Below are 15,660 nucleotides of genomic sequence, written 5' to 3' on the forward strand. Positions count from 1 at the left end.
GTGCGCAGCGTGCTTCCCCCAGCGAGGAGCCCCGCACCGCCGAGCGGTCGTCGTCCCCACTGCCAAGAACCTTACGCCGCCCCACTGACAACGCCCGACGTACGCGCGAACACGCACCTCAGGGGCTGTCCCCGGGGCTACCGAGGGGCTGCCGAAGGGCTACGTCAGCAGCTGTGCCAGGGGCTCTACGCCCCCGTCACCACCGCCGCCTGCGGCCGGATCGGCAGGCGGTTGACGGGGCGTCCCGTGGCCGCCCGTACGGCCGCCGCGATGGCCGCCGGTGACGTGACCACCGGTACCGCGCTGGCCGCCTTCGCGCCGAAGGGGGCCACGACGTCCCGTTCCTCCACCAGTTTGACGATCTGGATGTCGGGGGCGTCGAGGGCGGTGGGCAGGGCGTAGCCGGTGAGGTCGGGGTGGCGGATCAGGCCTCGGGGGGTGCGCAGGTTCTCCGTGAGGGCCACGCCCACGCCCTGGGTGACGCCCGCCTCGATACGCGCCACGAGTTGCGTCGGGTTGAGGATCCGGCCGACGTCCTGGGCGACGGCCAGCTCCACGACCCGTACGGAGCCGAGTTCGATGTCGACGTCCACGACCGCGCGGATCGCGCAGAACGCCAGGCCCACGAACGCGTCGCCCTGGCCGGCGCCGTCCAGCGGCTCGGTGGGGTGCGGGCGGCACTGGGCGGTGGCCCAGAGTTCCTTGCCGTCCAACGCCTCCGCGACCGTGGTCGACAGGACACCGTCGTACGACGTGATCTTGCCGTCGGTGATCTGCAGCAGTTCCGTGGACATGCCGAACTTGTGGGCCAGGGGCTGGAGCAGCTGCGTGCGGACCATCTTCGCCGCTCGCTCGACCGCGCCGCCGGAGACCCACGTGTGGCGGCCTCGGCAGCTCGGGCCCGCCGGGGGCTGGTCGGTGTCGACCTGGGCGATGTGGACCTCGTCGATGCCCAGGGTCTCCTGGACGATCTGCCGGGCGAGGGTGGAGAAGCCCTGGCCGGTGTCGACGGCGGCGCACAGGACGGTGGCGATGCCGTCGTGGACCTTCACGGTGGCCGTGGAGACCTCGTCCGCGCCCTCGGCACCGAGCATGTGGACCATCCCGAGGCCATAGCCGACGCCTCGGCGGACGGCACCCGGCTCGCCCGCGCCCTCGGGGCCGCCGGGCAGCAGCCACTCCTCCTCGGGGGTGTCCTTGGGCAGGCCGGGGAGCGGGAACTCCTGGACGGCCTGGAGGAGTTCGGCGACGGGGGCCGGGCAGGTCACCGACTGGCCCGTCGGCAGCACGTCACCCGTGGACATCACGTTGCGCATGCGCAGTTCCGCCGGGTCGATGCCCAGCTTCTTCGCGAGCTTGTCCATCTGGGCCTCGTACGCGGCGCAGACCTGCATGGCGCCCTCGCCGCGCACATGGCCGGAGGGCGGGTTGTTGGTGCGTACCGCCCAGCCCTCGATGAAGGCGTTCGGGACGACGTACGGGCCGCAGGCGAACGAGACGGCGGCGGCCAGCGCCTCCGACGAGGTGTCGGCGTACGCGCCCGCGTCGAGCAGGATCTGCGCCTCGACCTTGATCAGTCTGCCCTCGGCGTCCGCGTGGTGGCGGTAGCGCAACAGGGTGGGGTGCCGGTGGGCGTGGCCCAGGAAGGATTCCTCGCGGGTGGCCGTCAGCTTGACCGGGCAGCCGGTCTTCAGCGCGAGGAGGCCGAGCGGGAGCTGGAAGCCCTGGTCCTCGCGGTCGGCGGTGGCGCCGGGGACACCGGTGACGACGATCTTGACGCGGTCGGGGGCCAGGCCGTAGCAGGCGGCGGCCGCGTCGCGGTCGGTGTGCGGGTCGGTGGAGGCCACGTACAGCTCGACGCCGCCGTCGGGGCGGGGCACGGCGAGGCCGGCCTCGGCGCCGACGGGGGCCGGGTCGGCGCGGCCGATGCGGTACTGGCCCTCGACGACGATCTCACCGGCCGCGTTCGGGTCGCCGTGGCGCAGCGGGATGTGGCGGATCAGGTTGCCGTCGGGGTGCAGCGGCTCGGCCTCGAAGGCCTGTTCGGGGTCGATCACCGGGTCGAGCACCTCGTACTCGACGATGACGGCGGCGGCGGCCATCCGCGCGGTGTCGGGGTGGTCGGCGGCGACGGCCGCGATGGGCTCGCCGTGGTGGCGTACGACCTCGGAGGCGAACAGGGGGCGGTCGGCCTTGCCGCGGCCGTGCAGGGAGACGCCCGGCACGTCCTCGTGGGTGACGACGGCCCGTACGCCGGGCATCTCGCGCGCGTGGGACGTGTCGATGGACACGATGCGCGCGTGCGGGTGCGGCGAGCGGAGCACGGCGGCCCACAGCAGGCCCTCGGCCCACAGGTCGGCCGCGTACGGGAAGGTGCCCTCCGACTTGGCCCGGGAGTCGGCGGACGGCAGGGACGCGCCCAGGCCGTGCGGCAACTGCTCGGGGGCGGGCGCGCTGTCGCCGGGGCCCGCAGGGGTCGCGATGACGGTTTCGTTGCTCACGCCTGGCCTCCGTCCTGGCCGAACGACCGGCCCTGACCGCCGTACGAGTCGTCCTGCCCGCCGTACGAGTCGTCCGGACCGGCGAACGACTGGCCCTGGCCGCCGTAGGTATCACCCTGACCGGTGAAGGACTGGCCTTGACCGCCGTAGGAGTCGTCCGGGCCGGCGAAGGACTGGCCTTGACCGCCGTAGGTGTCTCCCGGGCCGGCGAAGGACTGGCCCTGGCCGCCGTAGGAGTCGTCCGGGCCGGCGAACGACTGACCCTGGCCGCCGTAGGTGTCTCCCGGGCCGGCGAAGGACTGGCCCTGGCCGCCGTAGGTGTCTCCCGGGCCGGCGAAGGACTGGCCCTGGCCGCCGTAGGAGTCGTCCGGGCCGGCGAACGACAGCCCCTGGCCGCCGTAGGACCGGTCGGGGTCGTGCGGTGCCGGCGGGGGTGCTCCCTGGGAGTCGTACGCCGCCGGGTTGACGCCGCCGGCGCCGGGGCCCGCCTGGTGCGGGATGCGTGCCTCGTCGGTGTCCGCGGCGGCCTCGTTGCCCGCGGCCGAGTGCGCCTCGCGTTCGGCGACGACGTCGCGGACGGCCGCCAGGACACCCCGGTAGCCGGAGCAGCGGCACAGGTTGCCGCAGAGCGCCTGGCGGGTCTCCAGGTCGGTGGGGGCGGGGTTGCCCTCCAGGAGGTCGTGCACGGTCATCGCCATGCCGGGCACGCAGAAACCGCACTGCACGGCGCCGCACCTGGCGAGGGCCCGCTGCACGTCCGAGGGCCGGCCGTCGGCGGCGAGGCCTTCGACGGTGCGCACCTCGCTGCCCGCGGCGGTGACGCCGGGGACCAGGCAGGACGCCACGAGCCGGCCGTCGACCTGCACGTTGCAGGCGCCGCACTCGCCCTGCGAGCAGCCGTCCTTGGCGCCCGCGAGGCCGAGCCGCTCGCGCAGCACGTAGAGCAGCGACTCGCCGATCCAGGCGTCGCTGACGGGCCGGTCGGTGCCGTTGACGCGCAGGACGTACGAGGCGAGCGGGTGGTCGTCGTGCGGGGGCGGGGTGGGGGCGGGCTCGTCGGCCGGTGCCGGGTCGCCCCCGGCGGCCTCGGGTGCCTCAGGGGCCGCCTCCTGCTCCTCGGGCCTCTCGGGGCCCTCGGGCTCCGCGTCGCCCTCGCCGACCGGCTCAGCGGGCTCCTGGGCGGCTTCCGGGGCCTCCCCGGGGCTCTCGGGGGCGGCACCGGCGTACGCCTCCCCAGGGGCCGTGGAGGGCTCCCCAGGGGCGTCCGGGGCAGCGCCGGTCGCGCTCTCCCCCGCCGTACGGTCCTCGGGTCCGCGCTCCTCGGCCGGGGGCGGCGGCGCGGTCCACGCCGTGCCGATCTCCTCCGTCGCCCAGGGCGCTGCGGCTCCGCCGGGGAGCGTGGCGGGCGGGGTGCCGCCCCACTGCTCGACCAGGGCCGACGTGCTGAACTCACCGGATTCGTCCGGAAGATCACCCCCGGCGACCGGAATCGACCACTCGCCGGTCACGTCGTGACCGGGAGCGGTGCCTTCCTGCGCGGCCGGCTCCTCGAACGTCCACTGCCCGGTCGAGCCGGGGTTGTACGTGAACCCGTCCTGCGTCGGGGGCTGCGGCTGCCCGGCGTTCGGGTCGTGCCACTGGGCACCCCCGGCCGGCATCGCCCACGTGCCCGGGACGGACGGGTCGGTTCCGGCGGTGTGGGCCGTGGCGTTCGCCGCTATCTGCGGCGGCACATAGCCGTGGCCGGGCGCCGCGAGCGGGCTGTCGGCGGCGAGGAGCGCGTCGATGCCCCCCTCGGGGAGCTGTACGAAGGTGGTGGCGCCGTCGTCGTAGTCGCCCTGCGGCAGCCGCTCCCAGCCGCCCTGGCCCCCCTGCTGCGGGGTGCCCTCTCCGTGCTGGTCGTCGGTCACGACAGTGCCCTCCCCAGTGCTCGTCGGGCCAGCGCGGCGACGGTGCGCCGCAGGTGCAGTACGGCGGGCGGTAGCGGTGGTACGGAGCCGTCGACCTCGGGGGCCGGGTCCGGGATGCAGGCGGCCGCGACGTACTCGCCGAAGGCCTGCAGCGCCTCGGGCACGAGGGTGCGCTCGCCGTCCCAGTCGATCAGCCGGCCGACCCAGGCCTCGGCGTCCAGGGGCCGCAGCGGCATCGGCGCTATGGCTCCGACGGCGCACCGCACCCCGCGCCGGGCGGGATCGAGGACGAGGGCGACGGAGGCCACCGCGCGGCCGGGGCCGGTGCGCCCGGTGGCCTTCAGGAAGACCTGGGGCGCGTGCAGCAGCGGCACCCGCACGAAGCCGATGAGTTCGCCGGGGCGCAGCATCTCCATCCCGGCCAGCAGATGGGAGACGGGCATCTCACGGCGGGCCCCGCCCGGGCCCGCGATGATCAGCGTGGCCTCCAGGGCGGCGAGCACGGGCAGCGCGTCCCCGGTGGGGGCGGCCGTCGCGATGTTGCCGCCGAGGGTGCCGGCGTTGCGGATCTGTGGTGGTCCGGCGGCGCGCGCGGAGGCGGCGAGCGCCGGAATGAGCGCCGCGAAGTCCGGGCGCCCCATCCGCGCGTGCGTCAGTCCGGCGCCCAGCAGGGCGTGTCCGTCCTGGTACTGCCAGCCGCGGATCTCGCTGATCTTGCCGAGCCCGACCAGCGCGGCAGGCCTGAGCTGTCCGGAGTTGACCGCGGCCATGAGGTCCGTGCCGCCCGCCACCGGAACCGCCCAGGGCATGGCGGCGAGAGCCGCCACGGCCTCGTCCAGCGAGCCGGGCAGGGTCACGGCCTGCGCCGCCTGCGGTGCGTGCGTGGTCAAACCGGCTGCCCCTTCCCGCTGCCCCACCTGGTCCGCCTGTGTTGCCGTACCGTACGTGCTGACAGGGCGGACGTGGCAACTCTGGCACATTCTCGCGAGGCCCGAACGCGGGGGTCCGCTAGGAGGCATTCGCCCCCTCACTCGAGATATGGTCCGTTTTGGCACGGCATCACCCATAGAGGCACATTGACACTTTCGGTGCCTTTTACGCCTCTTGTGCTCTCGTTCCCCGTGCGGCCACCGTCGCAGGGCACGCGCTTTCGGACCTACGGCTTCGCGGTCGCCTCACACGTTCGGGGGCGTCCCCTCGATCGGACGTCCGAGCACACCGGGCCGCCGCTGCCACGGACGCGGCCCCGAACGCGGCCGATAACCGACCCCCAGGGCGTCGAGTCGCGCGTAGTGGGCCGCCATCCGGCGCTCGAAGTCGGCGAAGTCACGCTCGGCGGGGGCCGGAAGCCGGCTCCAGGCCACCTCGGCGAAGGCCGCCAGGCGCGGGAACGTCTGGTAGTCCACGCGTGCGGGATCCTCCATCACCTCGGTCCACACATTGGCCTGGGTGCCCAGCACATGCCGTGCCTCGTCGGGCGTCAACTCCGGTGGAACCGGCTCGAACCGGAAGACATCCTCCAGGGTGCGTACGAAGCCGATCGGCACCGGCTCGTCGGGGCCGCCGTCCTGACGGTGGTCCAGATACACCTGCTGCTCGGGGCACATGACCACGTCGTGGCCCGCCCGGGCCGCCGTGATGCCACCTCCGTAGCCCCGCCAGGACGACACGGCCGCCCCCGGAGCCAGGCCGCCCTCCAGGATCTCGTCCCATCCGATCAGGCGACGCCCGCGCGTGGTCAGCCAGTTGTCGAAGTGCCGGACGAACCACGCCTGCAGCTCGTCCTCGTCGGCGAGCCTCAGCTCCCGGATGCGGGCCTGCGCGGTGGCCGACTCCCTCCACTGGTCCTTGGCGCACTCGTCGCCGCCGATGTGTACGAAGGCCGACGGGAACAGCTCCAGGACTTCCTCGAACACCCCCTCGTAGAAGCGCAGGGTGGTGTCGGTGGGGGCGAGTACGTTCTTGTTGACGCCCCAGGTGTCCCAGACGGTGAGGGAGGTCGTGTCGACGACATCGGTGTTGCCGAGTTCCGGATACGCGGCGATGGCGGCCTGCGAGTGCCCCGGTACGTCGATCTCGGGGACGACGGTGATATGCCGCTCGGCGGCGTAGGCGACGATCTCCCGGATGTCGTCCCGGGTGTAGTGGCCGCCGTGCGGCTTCTCCTCCCAGAGGGGTGACGCCCTGTGGCCGATTTTCGTGCGCGCCCGCCAGGAGCCGACCTCCGTCAGCCGGGGGTACCGCTCGATCTCGATCCGCCAGCCCTGGTCGTCCGTCAGGTGGAAGTGGAGGACGTTGAGTTTGTGCGCGGCCATCAGGTCGAGGTAGCGCAGCACCTGGTCCTTGGGCATGAAGTGCCGGGCGACGTCCAGCATGAGGCCGCGCCAGCCGAACCGGGGGGCGTCCTCGATCGTGACGTGCGGCACGGCCCAGGCGCGGTCGCGCCGGAGCGGGGCCCTGCGGTACGCGTCGGGGCCGAGGAGCTGGCGCAGTGTCTGGGCGCCCCAGAAGACACCGGCCGGGCCGCCGCCCTCGACGAGGACGCCGGACGAGTCGCTGACGAGGCGGTACTCCTCGGGGCCGAGCCCGGGGTCGAGTCGGAGCCCGATGCCGTCCTCGTCGGTGTCGTCGAGCTCCCCCGCCTCGCGCAGCGGCAGCCCGGTGGCCTCCCGCAGGACGGTGCGCAGCCAGTGGCCGACGCCCTCGGTCCCGGTGCGGGCGTGGAGCCGGGAGTGCGCCGTCAGCCGTACCTCGCCGGGACCGGCGTCGACGCGGCCGGGCGCGGGAATCAGTTCACTCACGTCAGTCCTTGACCGCGCCGCCCAGTCCGGAGACCAGCCGCCGCTGTACGAGTACGAAGAAGATCAGCACCGGAATGGTCATCACCGTGGACGCCGCCATCACGCCGCCCCAGTCCGGCTCCTCGGGCTTGTAGAACACCAGGAGGGCCATCGGCAGGGTCGACTGGGAGGTGTCGCTGATGATGAACGACTTGGCGAACAGGAAGTCGTTCCAGGTGGAGATGAAGGAGAAGACGCTGGTGGCCACCAGCCCCGGGAAGACGAGCGGGAAGAGGATCTGCCAGAGGAATCGGGAACGGCTCGCCCCGTCGAGGTGCGCCGCCTCCTCCAGCGCCTCCGGTACGGCCTTCACGAAGCCACGCAGCATCCAGATCGCGAACGGCAGGGAGAAGGCGATGTGGGGCAGGATCAGCGCGCCCAGCGTGTTGAGTTGGCCGAGGTCCCGCATCTGGAAGAAGAGGGGGATGGTCAGCGCCTCCACGGGCACCGTCTGTGCCACCAGGAACATGATCAGCAGGGTGGTCCGGAATCGGAAGCGGAATCGGGTGACCGCCGTCGCCGCGAGAAACGCGATGAGCGCGGAGACGACCACCACCGTGCAGGCGACGACAAGGCTGTTGACGAAGTAGCGGCCGAATTCCTGCTGCCCGAAGACCCGTCGGAAGGAATCCAGGGTCGGTGCGAGGGTCCAGGGCCGTGGCTCGGTCGACTCGATCTCACCCGCCGGCTTGAAGGCGCTCAACATCATCCAGTAGAGCGGGAACGCCACCACGACCGCGATGACCAGGGCCGACGCCTCCGCCGCGAGCCGCCAGGGCCGCCGTACGAAACCCGACGAATTCACAGCTCCTCCCCTTGCCTGCGCAGCAGTCGCAAATACACCAGGGTGACCGCCAGCAGAATCACCAGCATCACCACGCCGATCGCCGAACCGAGGCTGTACTGGGAGGACGCGAAGGCCTTCTGGTAGGCGTACACGTTCAGTACGAGGTTCTGGCCCGCGATACCGCCGCCGCCCGTCATCACATAGATCTGGGTGAAGACCTTGAAGTCCCAGATGATCGACTGAATGGTGACGACGACGAGGATCGGGCGGAGCATCGGCGCGAGGACCGAACGCCAGATCCGCCACTGCGAGGCACCGTCCAGGGCCGCGGCCTCCAGGACCTCGGAGGGTACGGAGCGGATGCCCGCGTAGACGGTCACCATCACGAACGGGAAGGAGCACCACACCACTTCGAGCAGGACGAGGAAGAAGGCGCTGTAACGCCCGTACGTCCAGGAGTGGTCGCCGAGCCCGAGGATCCGGTTGACCGGGCCGAAGTCGGGGTCGAACAGCAGCAGCCACACCGTGGAGCCGGTGATCGCGGGGGTCGCCCACGCGCCGAGCGCGGCCAGCATCAGCGCGAGACGGGGCACGGCCCGTACTCGTGTCAGCAGCACGGCGAGCGCGCACCCGACGGCGAGCGTGGAGACCACACAGGCCGACGCGAAGACGACCGTGGTCAGCAGGACCTGCCAGAACTCGGGATCGCCGAACAGTTCGGCGTAGTTCCCGAGGCCCTGGAAGGAGGTCGGTTCGCCGCCGCTGACCTGGGCCTGGGTGTATTCGAGGAGCGAGATCAGGCCGAGCTGGTAGACGGGATAGACGAGCAGCCCACCGAGGACGACGAGCGCGGGGGCGAGATAGAGCCAAGGGGTCCAGCCACCGCCCCGCAAGGGGCGCGGGGAACTGCGCGACCAGCCCCCACTCACCCGCAGCCGCCCACGCTCCCCACCCCCCACCCCACTGGGCGCCCCCCGCTCAACCAGCGGAGCTGAACGCATCGTTCATCTGCTTCGCCGCGTCCTTCGACGCCTCAGCCACGTCCTTCTTGCCGCTGACGACCTCCTGGAACATCGTCGGCAGCACCAGCGACGCGTCGATCTGCGCCCACGCCGGCGAGGCGGGCACGAACTTCGTCCCGGACGACAGCGTCGTCACGAACGGCTCGATGAACGGCTCCTCCTTGGCCGCCTCGGCGCGGACGTCGGTGTACGTCGGCAGGAAGCCCATCGCGTCGAAGAGTTCGCCCTGCGTCTTCTTGGACGCCAGCCGCTTCATCAGGTCGACGGCGAGGGTGCGGTGCGTGGTGCTCTTCAGGACGCCGACGTTGTTGCCGCCCGCGAACGCCGGGGCCACGGAACCGGACTTCACACCTGGCAGCGGGACGACCGCGTACTTGCCCTTGACCTTGCCGGCCTCCACGGCCGCGTGGCTGAAGTCGCCGCCGATCGCCATGCCCGCCTTGCCCGCGGCGAACGCGGTGACGGTGTCGTTGCCGCCCATGCTCGCGCACTTGGCGGCGGGGCAGTTGTCGTCGCCGAACAGCGAGGTGTACGCCTCGATGCCCTTCCGGGCGGCCGGGCTGTCGATGGTGGAGGCGTACGAGCCGCCCTTGCCCTCGGCTATCTCACCGCCGTTGGCCCAGACGAAGGGCATCGCGCCGTAGGTGTAGGCGCCGCCGACGACGAGCCCGTACAGGTCGGGCTCGGCGGCGCGGATCTTCTTCGCGGTGGCGGTCAGCTCGTCCAGGGACTTCGGGGCCTGGAGACCGAGTTCCTCGAAGACGTCGGTGCGGTAGTACAGCGCGCGCACGCCCACGAAGAAGGGCGCCCCGTAGATCCTGCCGTCGACCGTCACGGACGTCCTGGCGGTCGGGTCGGAGTCCTTGGACTCGGACCACTCGTTGAACTCCGTGGTGACGTCGGCCAGTCCGCCGTCCTTCACATAGCCGGCCGTGTCCGTGTTGCCGAACTCCATGAGGTCCGGGGCGCTCTTCGGGTCGTTGAAAGCGGCCTTGATGCGCTGGGCGCGGGTCTCGACGGGGATGTACTCGACCTTCACCTTCGCGCCGTCGTGCGCCTTCTCGAAGGCGGAGACCACCTCGTCGACGACCTTCTGCTTCGGCTCGTTGCTCACCTCCTGGAAGAGCCAGACACGGAGCGTGCCGGTCGTCTTGTCCTCCCCGGAGGAGGAGTTGTCGGAGGTCTGGGGGGCACAGGCGGTCAGCCCGGCGAGGGCCAGGGCCGCTACGGGCGCGACGAGTCGGGCGGCGAGTTTCATGGAGCATCCTCCGAGGGGGGAGCGGAGCGTTGCAGCATGTGCAACGAGCGTTTTGCTCTCTACAACACCTCGGAGGCTAGGGAGTACATGACAACGCCCACAAGAGGTCTCAACCACCTTGTGACCAGCAGACGCACTCCGTGCAACGCAACGATGGCCGCGCGGGGCGGGGAATGGGGGAGTTCGGTGATCAACGGCCGAAAACGAACGGCGGCCGGCACTCCCCGCGCCGACCGCCCCCAGGCATGACAGAACCGCGGCACCCGCACCGCAGGCACCGCGGCCGCCCCCGAACGACCCGGCGCACCGCACCCGGCGGTACGCCCGGACCTCCGGCTACTGCTTGCCGTCGCCCTTGCCGCCCTGGTCGCCGCCACCGGCACCGAGGGACTCGAAGATCTCCTTGCACATGGGGCACACGGGGTACTTCTTCGGGTCACGGCCCGGGACCCACACCTTGCCGCACAACGCCACGACGGGCGTGCCGTCGAGGGCGCTCGCCATGATCTTGTCCTTCTGGACGTAGTGGGCGAAGCGCTCGTGGTCACCGTCGCCGTGCGACGTCTGCGGCGTCGGCTCGACGAGGGTCCCCGTACCAGTACCGCGCTCGGGCTCAAGAGTGCTCATGACGCCAAGGGTAATCAAACGCCGGGGACTGTGGGTCCCTGGCTTGCACAACGGACACCACCGGCGGTGACGCCGTGTTCGCGCCGGCCCCGGCCAGTCGGCGCGGGCGGTCGCGGCGCGAGCGCGGGGCATGGCCGTCGCGCCTGTTCCGCCTCAGTTGAGCGAAGGGTCGTCCGGGTACGTGGCCACCATCGCGAGTTCGTTGCGCTGACGGCGCAGGACCTCGCGCCAGAGTCTCTCCGGGCAGGGCGAGGAGACGTCGCCGGGTTCGGACTCGACGACGTACCAGGCCCCCTCCGCCAGTTCGTCCTCCAACTGGCCGGGCCCCCACCCCGCGTACCCGGCGAAGATGCGCAGCGAGCCGAGCGCGGAGGCCAGCAGTTCCGGCGGGGCCTCCAGGTCGACGAGGCCGATCGCGCCGTGCACGCGCCGCCAGCCGAGCGGGGCCCGGTCCACGGAGCCGCCGCCGGGTATCACCGCGATGCCGAGCGCGGAGTCCAGCGACACCGGGCCGCCCTGGAAGACGACCCCGGGTTCGCCGGCGAGTTCCGCCCAGCCCTCCAGGATGTCGCCGACGCCCACCGGGGTGGGCCGGTTGAGGACCACGCCGAGGGAGCCCTTCTCGTCGTGGTCGAGGAGCAGCACGACAGCGCGGTCGAAGTTCGGGTCCGCCAGGGCGGGCGTGGCCACGAGCAGCCGCCCTGTGAGCGAGGACACCTCGGTCATGCCAGACATGATCCCGCATCCCGCCCTCATCCGGGGAGGCAATGCCGGTAGCGGTGTGAATGCGGACATGAATCCAGGCCAGTGGCCCGTAGGGCCCTCGTCGGGGCGGTGGTGGGAGACGGGCGGGCGCACCGGCGCGAACCCCGCGCACAGCCGGGGTGGTGACCCCGTGTGGCCGGTGGTGAACGGTTCGTGTTGTGGCAAACCCATGACGTGGCTGAGAACTCCTGGGGCTTACGGAAGGGGGGTGGGCGGCGATTACGCTAGCTCTCCGGCTCGCGCCTCGCCGGCCCCCGCACCACGGGTCCGTCGGCCGGCCCACGCCGGAAAGCCTCTGCCCAACTCCACGGAACGCGAGATCCATGACCGTCAACGGCTCTGACGACGTACTGCTTGTACACGGCGGCACCCCGCTCAGTGGCGAGATCCGTGTCCGCGGTGCGAAGAACCTCGTACCCAAGGCCATGGTCGCCGCGCTGCTCGGCAGCGGTCCGAGCCGGCTGCGCAACGTGCCCGACATCCGCGATGTGCGGGTCGTGCGCGGGCTGCTGCAGCTGCACGGCGTAACGGTCCGCCCGGGTGACGAGCCGGGCGAGCTGGTGATGGACCCGACGAACGTGGAGAGCGCGAACGTCGCCGACATCGACGCCCACGCGGGCTCGTCGCGCATCCCGATCCTGTTCTGCGGCCCGCTGCTGCACCGGCTCGGCCATGCCTTCATCCCCGGTCTCGGCGGCTGCGACATCGGCGGCCGGCCGATCGACTTCCACTTCGAGGTGCTGCGGCAGTTCGGCGCGAAGATCGAGAAGCGGGAGGACGGACAGTATCTGGAGGCGCCGCGGCGGCTGCGCGGTACGAAGATCCAGCTGCCGTACCCGTCCGTCGGCGCGACGGAGCAGGTGCTGCTGACCGCGGTCCTCGCGGAGGGCGTGACCGAGCTCGCGAACGCGGCGATCGAGCCGGAGATCGAGGACCTCATCTGCGTTCTGCAGAAGATGGGCGCGATCATCGCGATGGACACCGACCGCACGATCCGCATCACCGGTGTGGACTCGCTCGGCGGCTACAACCACAAGGCGCTCCCGGACCGCCTGGAGGCCGCCTCCTGGGCGTCCGCCGCGCTGGCGACCGAAGGCGACATCTACATCCGGGGCGCCCAGCAGCGCTCGATGATGACGTTCCTGAACACCTACCGGAAGGTGGGCGGTGCCTTCGAGATCGACGACGAGGGCATCCGCTTCTGGCACCCCGGCGGCCAGCTGAAGTCGATCGCGCTGGAGACGGACGTCCACCCCGGCTTCCAGACCGACTGGCAGCAGCCCCTGGTCGTCGCCCTGACGCAGGCCACCGGCCTCTCGATCGTCCATGAGACGGTCTACGAGTCCCGGCTGGGCTTCACCTCGGCGCTGAACCAGATGGGCGCGCACATCCAGCTCTACCGCGAGTGCCTCGGCGGCTCGAACTGCCGCTTCGGCCAGCGCAACTTCCTGCACTCCGCCGTCGTCTCCGGCCCCACCCGCCTCCAGGGCGCCGACCTGGTCATCCCCGACCTCCGCGGCGGCTTCTCCTACCTGATCGCCGCGCTCGCCGCCCAGGGCACCTCCCGGGTCCACGGCATCGAGCTCATCAACCGCGGCTACGAGAACTTCATGGAGAAGCTCATGGAGCTGGGAGCCAAGGTCGAGCTGCCGGGGAAGGCCCTCGGCTAGGGCCAGGGCCGACTCCTGAGAAGCACGGGGCGCAGCCCCTGCTTCTCAGGAGCGCGGGGAACTGCGCGACCAGCCACGGACGGCCCGCAGCTTCGTCACCGCGCTCGTCCCCACGTCGATGGGGGCGGCACCTGAAACCAGGTGCCGCCCCCATCAGGCGTTCTACGCGCGCCACACCGTCCCATGAAGGACAGATGGCAAGGCTACTTGCCCTTCGCGGCTTCCTTGAGCTTGCTGCCCGCGGAGACCTTCACGCTGTAGCCGGCCGGGATCTGGATCGGGTCGCCGGTCTGCGGGTTACGAGCGGTGCGAGCGGCACGGTGGGTGCGCTCGAAGGTCAGGAAGCCGGGGATGGTGACCTTCTCGTCGCCCTTGGCGACGATGTCGCCGACGACCTCGGCGAACGCGGCCAGCACGGCGTCGGCGTCCTTGCGGGTCACCTCGGCACGGTCGGCCAGCGCGGCCACCAGCTCACTGCGGTTCATGTTGTTACTCCCGTGTTCTTCTTGCCGTTGAGGCGGACCCGGGTCCGTCGTCAGACCCTCGCGCCCAGAAACGCATCCTGCACTCACCTGCGGCGGGAAAGCCAATCCAGCACCCCTGGGAGTCACACGAACACCCCTGGGAGTCACATGAACACCCTTGGGAGTCGTGGCAGGCCTGAGCTTGGCCGCCACACTAAAGGGCGGCACAAGCCCTCCGGCCCCGCGACGCGCCGATGGCACGGGGCCGTGGCCACCGTCACAGCGAGGGCTCAGGCCGACGCCGCCGCTTTGGCGGCCTCGCGCACCGCGCCGGCGACCGCGCCCGCGACCTTGTCGTTGAAGACGCTCGGGATGATGTAGTTCGCGTTCAGCTCGTCCTCGGTGACGACGTCGGCGAGGGCGGTCGCCGCGGCGAGCATCATCTCCGTGTTGACGGTCCGGGACTGGGCGTCGAGGAGACCGCGGAAGACACCCGGGAAGACCAGCACGTTGTTGATCTGGTTCGGGAAGTCGGAGCGGCCGGTGGCCACGACGGCCGCCGTCTGCCGGGCGACCGCGGGGTCGACCTCGGGGTCGGGGTTCGCGAGCGCGAACACAATCGCGTCGTCGGCCATGGCGGCCACGTCGTCGCCGTCGAGGACGTTGGGGGCGGAGACGCCGATGAAGACGTCGGCGCCGCGCACGGCCTCCTTGAGCGTGCCCGTGAGGCCCTCGGGGTTGGTGTTGTCGGCGATCCAGCGCAGCGGCGAGTCCGCGGCGGCGTCGACCAGGTCGGCGCGGTCGCAGTGCACGACACCGTGGATGTCGGCCACGACGGCGTTCTTCACCCCGGCGGCGATGAGTAGCTTAAGGATGGCCGTACCGGCCGCGCCGGCGCCCGACATGACGACACGGATGTCCCCGATCGCCTTGCCCGCGACGCGAAGTGCGTTCGTCAGGGCGGCGAGGACGACGATCGCCGTGCCGTGCTGGTCGTCGTGGAAGACGGGGATGTCGAGGGCCTCGCGCAGGCGGGCCTCGATCTCGAAGCAGCGGGGCGCGGAGATGTCCTCCAGGTTGATGCCCGCGAAGCCGGGGGCGATGGCCTTGACGATCTCGACGATCGCGTCGGTGTCCTGGGTGTCCAGGCAGATCGGCCAGGCGTCGATGCCGGCGAATCGCTTGAAGAGGGCCGCCTTGCCCTCCATGACGGGCAGCGCGGCCATGGGGCCGATGTTGCCCAGGCCCAGCACGGCGGAGCCGTCCGTCACGACCGCAACGGAGTTGCGCTTGATGGTGAGGCGGCGGGCGTCCTCGGGGTTCTCGGCGATCGCCATGCAGACGCGGGCCACACCCGGCGTGTAGATCATCGAGAGGTCGTCACGGTTGCGGATGGGGTGCTTCGACGCCATCTCGATCTTGCCGCCGAGGTGCATCAGGAACGTACGGTCGGAGACCTTGCCGAGCGTCACACCCTCGATGTGGCGCAGCTGCTCGACGATCTCGTCGGCGTGCGCGGTGGAGGTGGCGGCGATGGTGACGTCGATGCGGAGCTTCTCGTGGCCGGATGCGGTCACGTCGAGGCCGGTCACCGAGCCTCCGTGGGACTCGACGGCTCCGGTGAGCTGGGAGACCGCGGTTCCGCTCGCGGGCACCTCCAGCCGGACCGTCATCGAGTAGGAGACGCTGGGCGCCGTTGCCATGGCCGACTTCCTCTGCTTTCGCTGCTACTGCGTTTGCCTCGTTTTGCGGTCCGATCGTCGCACCTACCGCCGGGTAGGCGTTAGCCGTCCGGGGTTGCGAACGTTTTGTTCTC

The 15,660-nt window shown here is 71.4% G+C and carries 12 protein-coding genes; 1 reads left to right on the forward strand and 11 read right to left on the reverse strand.

Features of this window, described 5'->3' with window-relative positions; all coding sequences use genetic code 11:
- Window positions 1–185 precede the first annotated feature (185 nt).
- From OG272_RS19155 to OG272_RS19195, 9 genes are all read right to left on the reverse strand, one after another.
- Window positions 186–2,501, reverse strand: coding sequence for a molybdopterin cofactor-binding domain-containing protein (locus OG272_RS19155; protein WP_327729474.1), 2,316 nt, complete (start codon window positions 2,499–2,501; stop codon window positions 186–188).
- On the reverse strand, window positions 2,498–4,411 hold the full coding sequence (locus OG272_RS19160; RefSeq protein WP_405894170.1) for a 2Fe-2S iron-sulfur cluster-binding protein: 1,914 nt from the start codon (window positions 4,409–4,411) through the stop codon (window positions 2,498–2,500). Before OG272_RS19160 ends, OG272_RS19155 begins: the two co-directional genes overlap by 4 nt.
- Window positions 4,408–5,301, reverse strand: a complete 894-nt coding sequence (locus OG272_RS19165) for an FAD binding domain-containing protein (RefSeq protein ID WP_326582437.1) — start codon at window positions 5,299–5,301, stop codon at window positions 4,408–4,410. The genes OG272_RS19160 and OG272_RS19165 overlap by 4 nt, the downstream gene beginning before the upstream one ends.
- Window positions 5,302–5,586: 285 nt before the next feature.
- Window positions 5,587–7,212, reverse strand: coding sequence for a beta-N-acetylhexosaminidase (locus OG272_RS19170; RefSeq protein WP_327729472.1), 1,626 nt, complete (start codon window positions 7,210–7,212; stop codon window positions 5,587–5,589).
- A gap of 1 nt (window position 7,213) precedes the next feature.
- Window positions 7,214–8,056 carry a carbohydrate ABC transporter permease gene (locus OG272_RS19175; protein ID WP_405894172.1) on the reverse strand — a complete coding sequence of 281 codons (843 nt, stop codon included), beginning with the start codon at window positions 8,054–8,056 and terminating at the stop codon, window positions 7,214–7,216.
- A complete protein-coding gene (locus OG272_RS19180; protein ID WP_327729470.1) occupies window positions 8,053–9,039 on the reverse strand; it encodes a sugar ABC transporter permease in 987 nt (328 codons plus the stop codon). Before OG272_RS19180 ends, OG272_RS19175 begins: the two co-directional genes overlap by 4 nt.
- Window positions 9,017–10,318, reverse strand: a complete 1,302-nt coding sequence (locus tag OG272_RS19185; RefSeq protein ID WP_326582433.1) for an extracellular solute-binding protein — start codon at window positions 10,316–10,318, stop codon at window positions 9,017–9,019. Before OG272_RS19185 ends, OG272_RS19180 begins: the two co-directional genes overlap by 23 nt.
- Window positions 10,319–10,654: 336 nt before the next feature.
- Entirely contained in the window at window positions 10,655–10,945 is a 291-nt protein-coding gene (locus tag OG272_RS19190) for a DUF3039 domain-containing protein (protein WP_326582432.1), read from the reverse strand.
- Window positions 10,946–11,098: 153 nt separating this feature from the next.
- A complete protein-coding gene (locus tag OG272_RS19195; RefSeq protein ID WP_326582431.1) occupies window positions 11,099–11,671 on the reverse strand; it encodes a YqgE/AlgH family protein in 573 nt (190 codons plus the stop codon).
- A gap of 362 nt (window positions 11,672–12,033) precedes the next feature.
- Here OG272_RS19195 and murA point away from each other — a divergent pair, with 362 nt between their 5' ends.
- Window positions 12,034–13,380 carry a UDP-N-acetylglucosamine 1-carboxyvinyltransferase gene (gene murA, locus OG272_RS19200; RefSeq protein ID WP_013003192.1) on the forward strand — a complete coding sequence of 449 codons (1,347 nt, stop codon included), beginning with the start codon at window positions 12,034–12,036 and terminating at the stop codon, window positions 13,378–13,380.
- A 203-nt stretch (window positions 13,381–13,583) separates the two neighbouring features.
- Here murA and OG272_RS19205 read toward each other — a convergent pair whose 3' ends face one another.
- Complete coding sequence (locus OG272_RS19205; RefSeq protein ID WP_005486790.1) at window positions 13,584–13,865, reverse strand: HU family DNA-binding protein; 282 nt, start codon at window positions 13,863–13,865, stop codon at window positions 13,584–13,586.
- A 269-nt stretch (window positions 13,866–14,134) separates the two neighbouring features.
- Complete coding sequence (locus OG272_RS19210; RefSeq protein WP_326582430.1) at window positions 14,135–15,547, reverse strand: NAD-dependent malic enzyme; 1,413 nt, start codon at window positions 15,545–15,547, stop codon at window positions 14,135–14,137.
- Window positions 15,548–15,660: the final 113 nt, after the last annotated feature.

The sequence above is a fragment of the Streptomyces sp. NBC_00104 genome, from assembly GCF_045160825.1.
GTDB lineage: Bacteria > Actinomycetota > Actinomycetes > Streptomycetales > Streptomycetaceae > Streptomyces.

Coding starts and splice junctions, on each gene's coding strand:
- OG272_RS19180 (WP_327729470.1), bottom strand. CDS start 9,039: ATGCGTTCAGCTCCGCTGGTTGAGCGGGGGGCGCCCAGTGGGGTGGGG.
- murA (WP_013003192.1), top strand. CDS start 12,034: ATGACCGTCAACGGCTCTGACGACGTACTGCTTGTACACGGCGGCACC.
- OG272_RS19195 (WP_326582431.1), bottom strand. CDS start 11,671: ATGACCGAGGTGTCCTCGCTCACAGGGCGGCTGCTCGTGGCCACGCCC.
- OG272_RS19190 (WP_326582432.1), bottom strand. CDS start 10,945: ATGAGCACTCTTGAGCCCGAGCGCGGTACTGGTACGGGGACCCTCGTC.
- OG272_RS19185 (WP_326582433.1), bottom strand. CDS start 10,318: ATGAAACTCGCCGCCCGACTCGTCGCGCCCGTAGCGGCCCTGGCCCTC.
- OG272_RS19205 (WP_005486790.1), bottom strand. CDS start 13,865: ATGAACCGCAGTGAGCTGGTGGCCGCGCTGGCCGACCGTGCCGAGGTG.
- OG272_RS19210 (WP_326582430.1), bottom strand. CDS start 15,547: ATGGCAACGGCGCCCAGCGTCTCCTACTCGATGACGGTCCGGCTGGAG.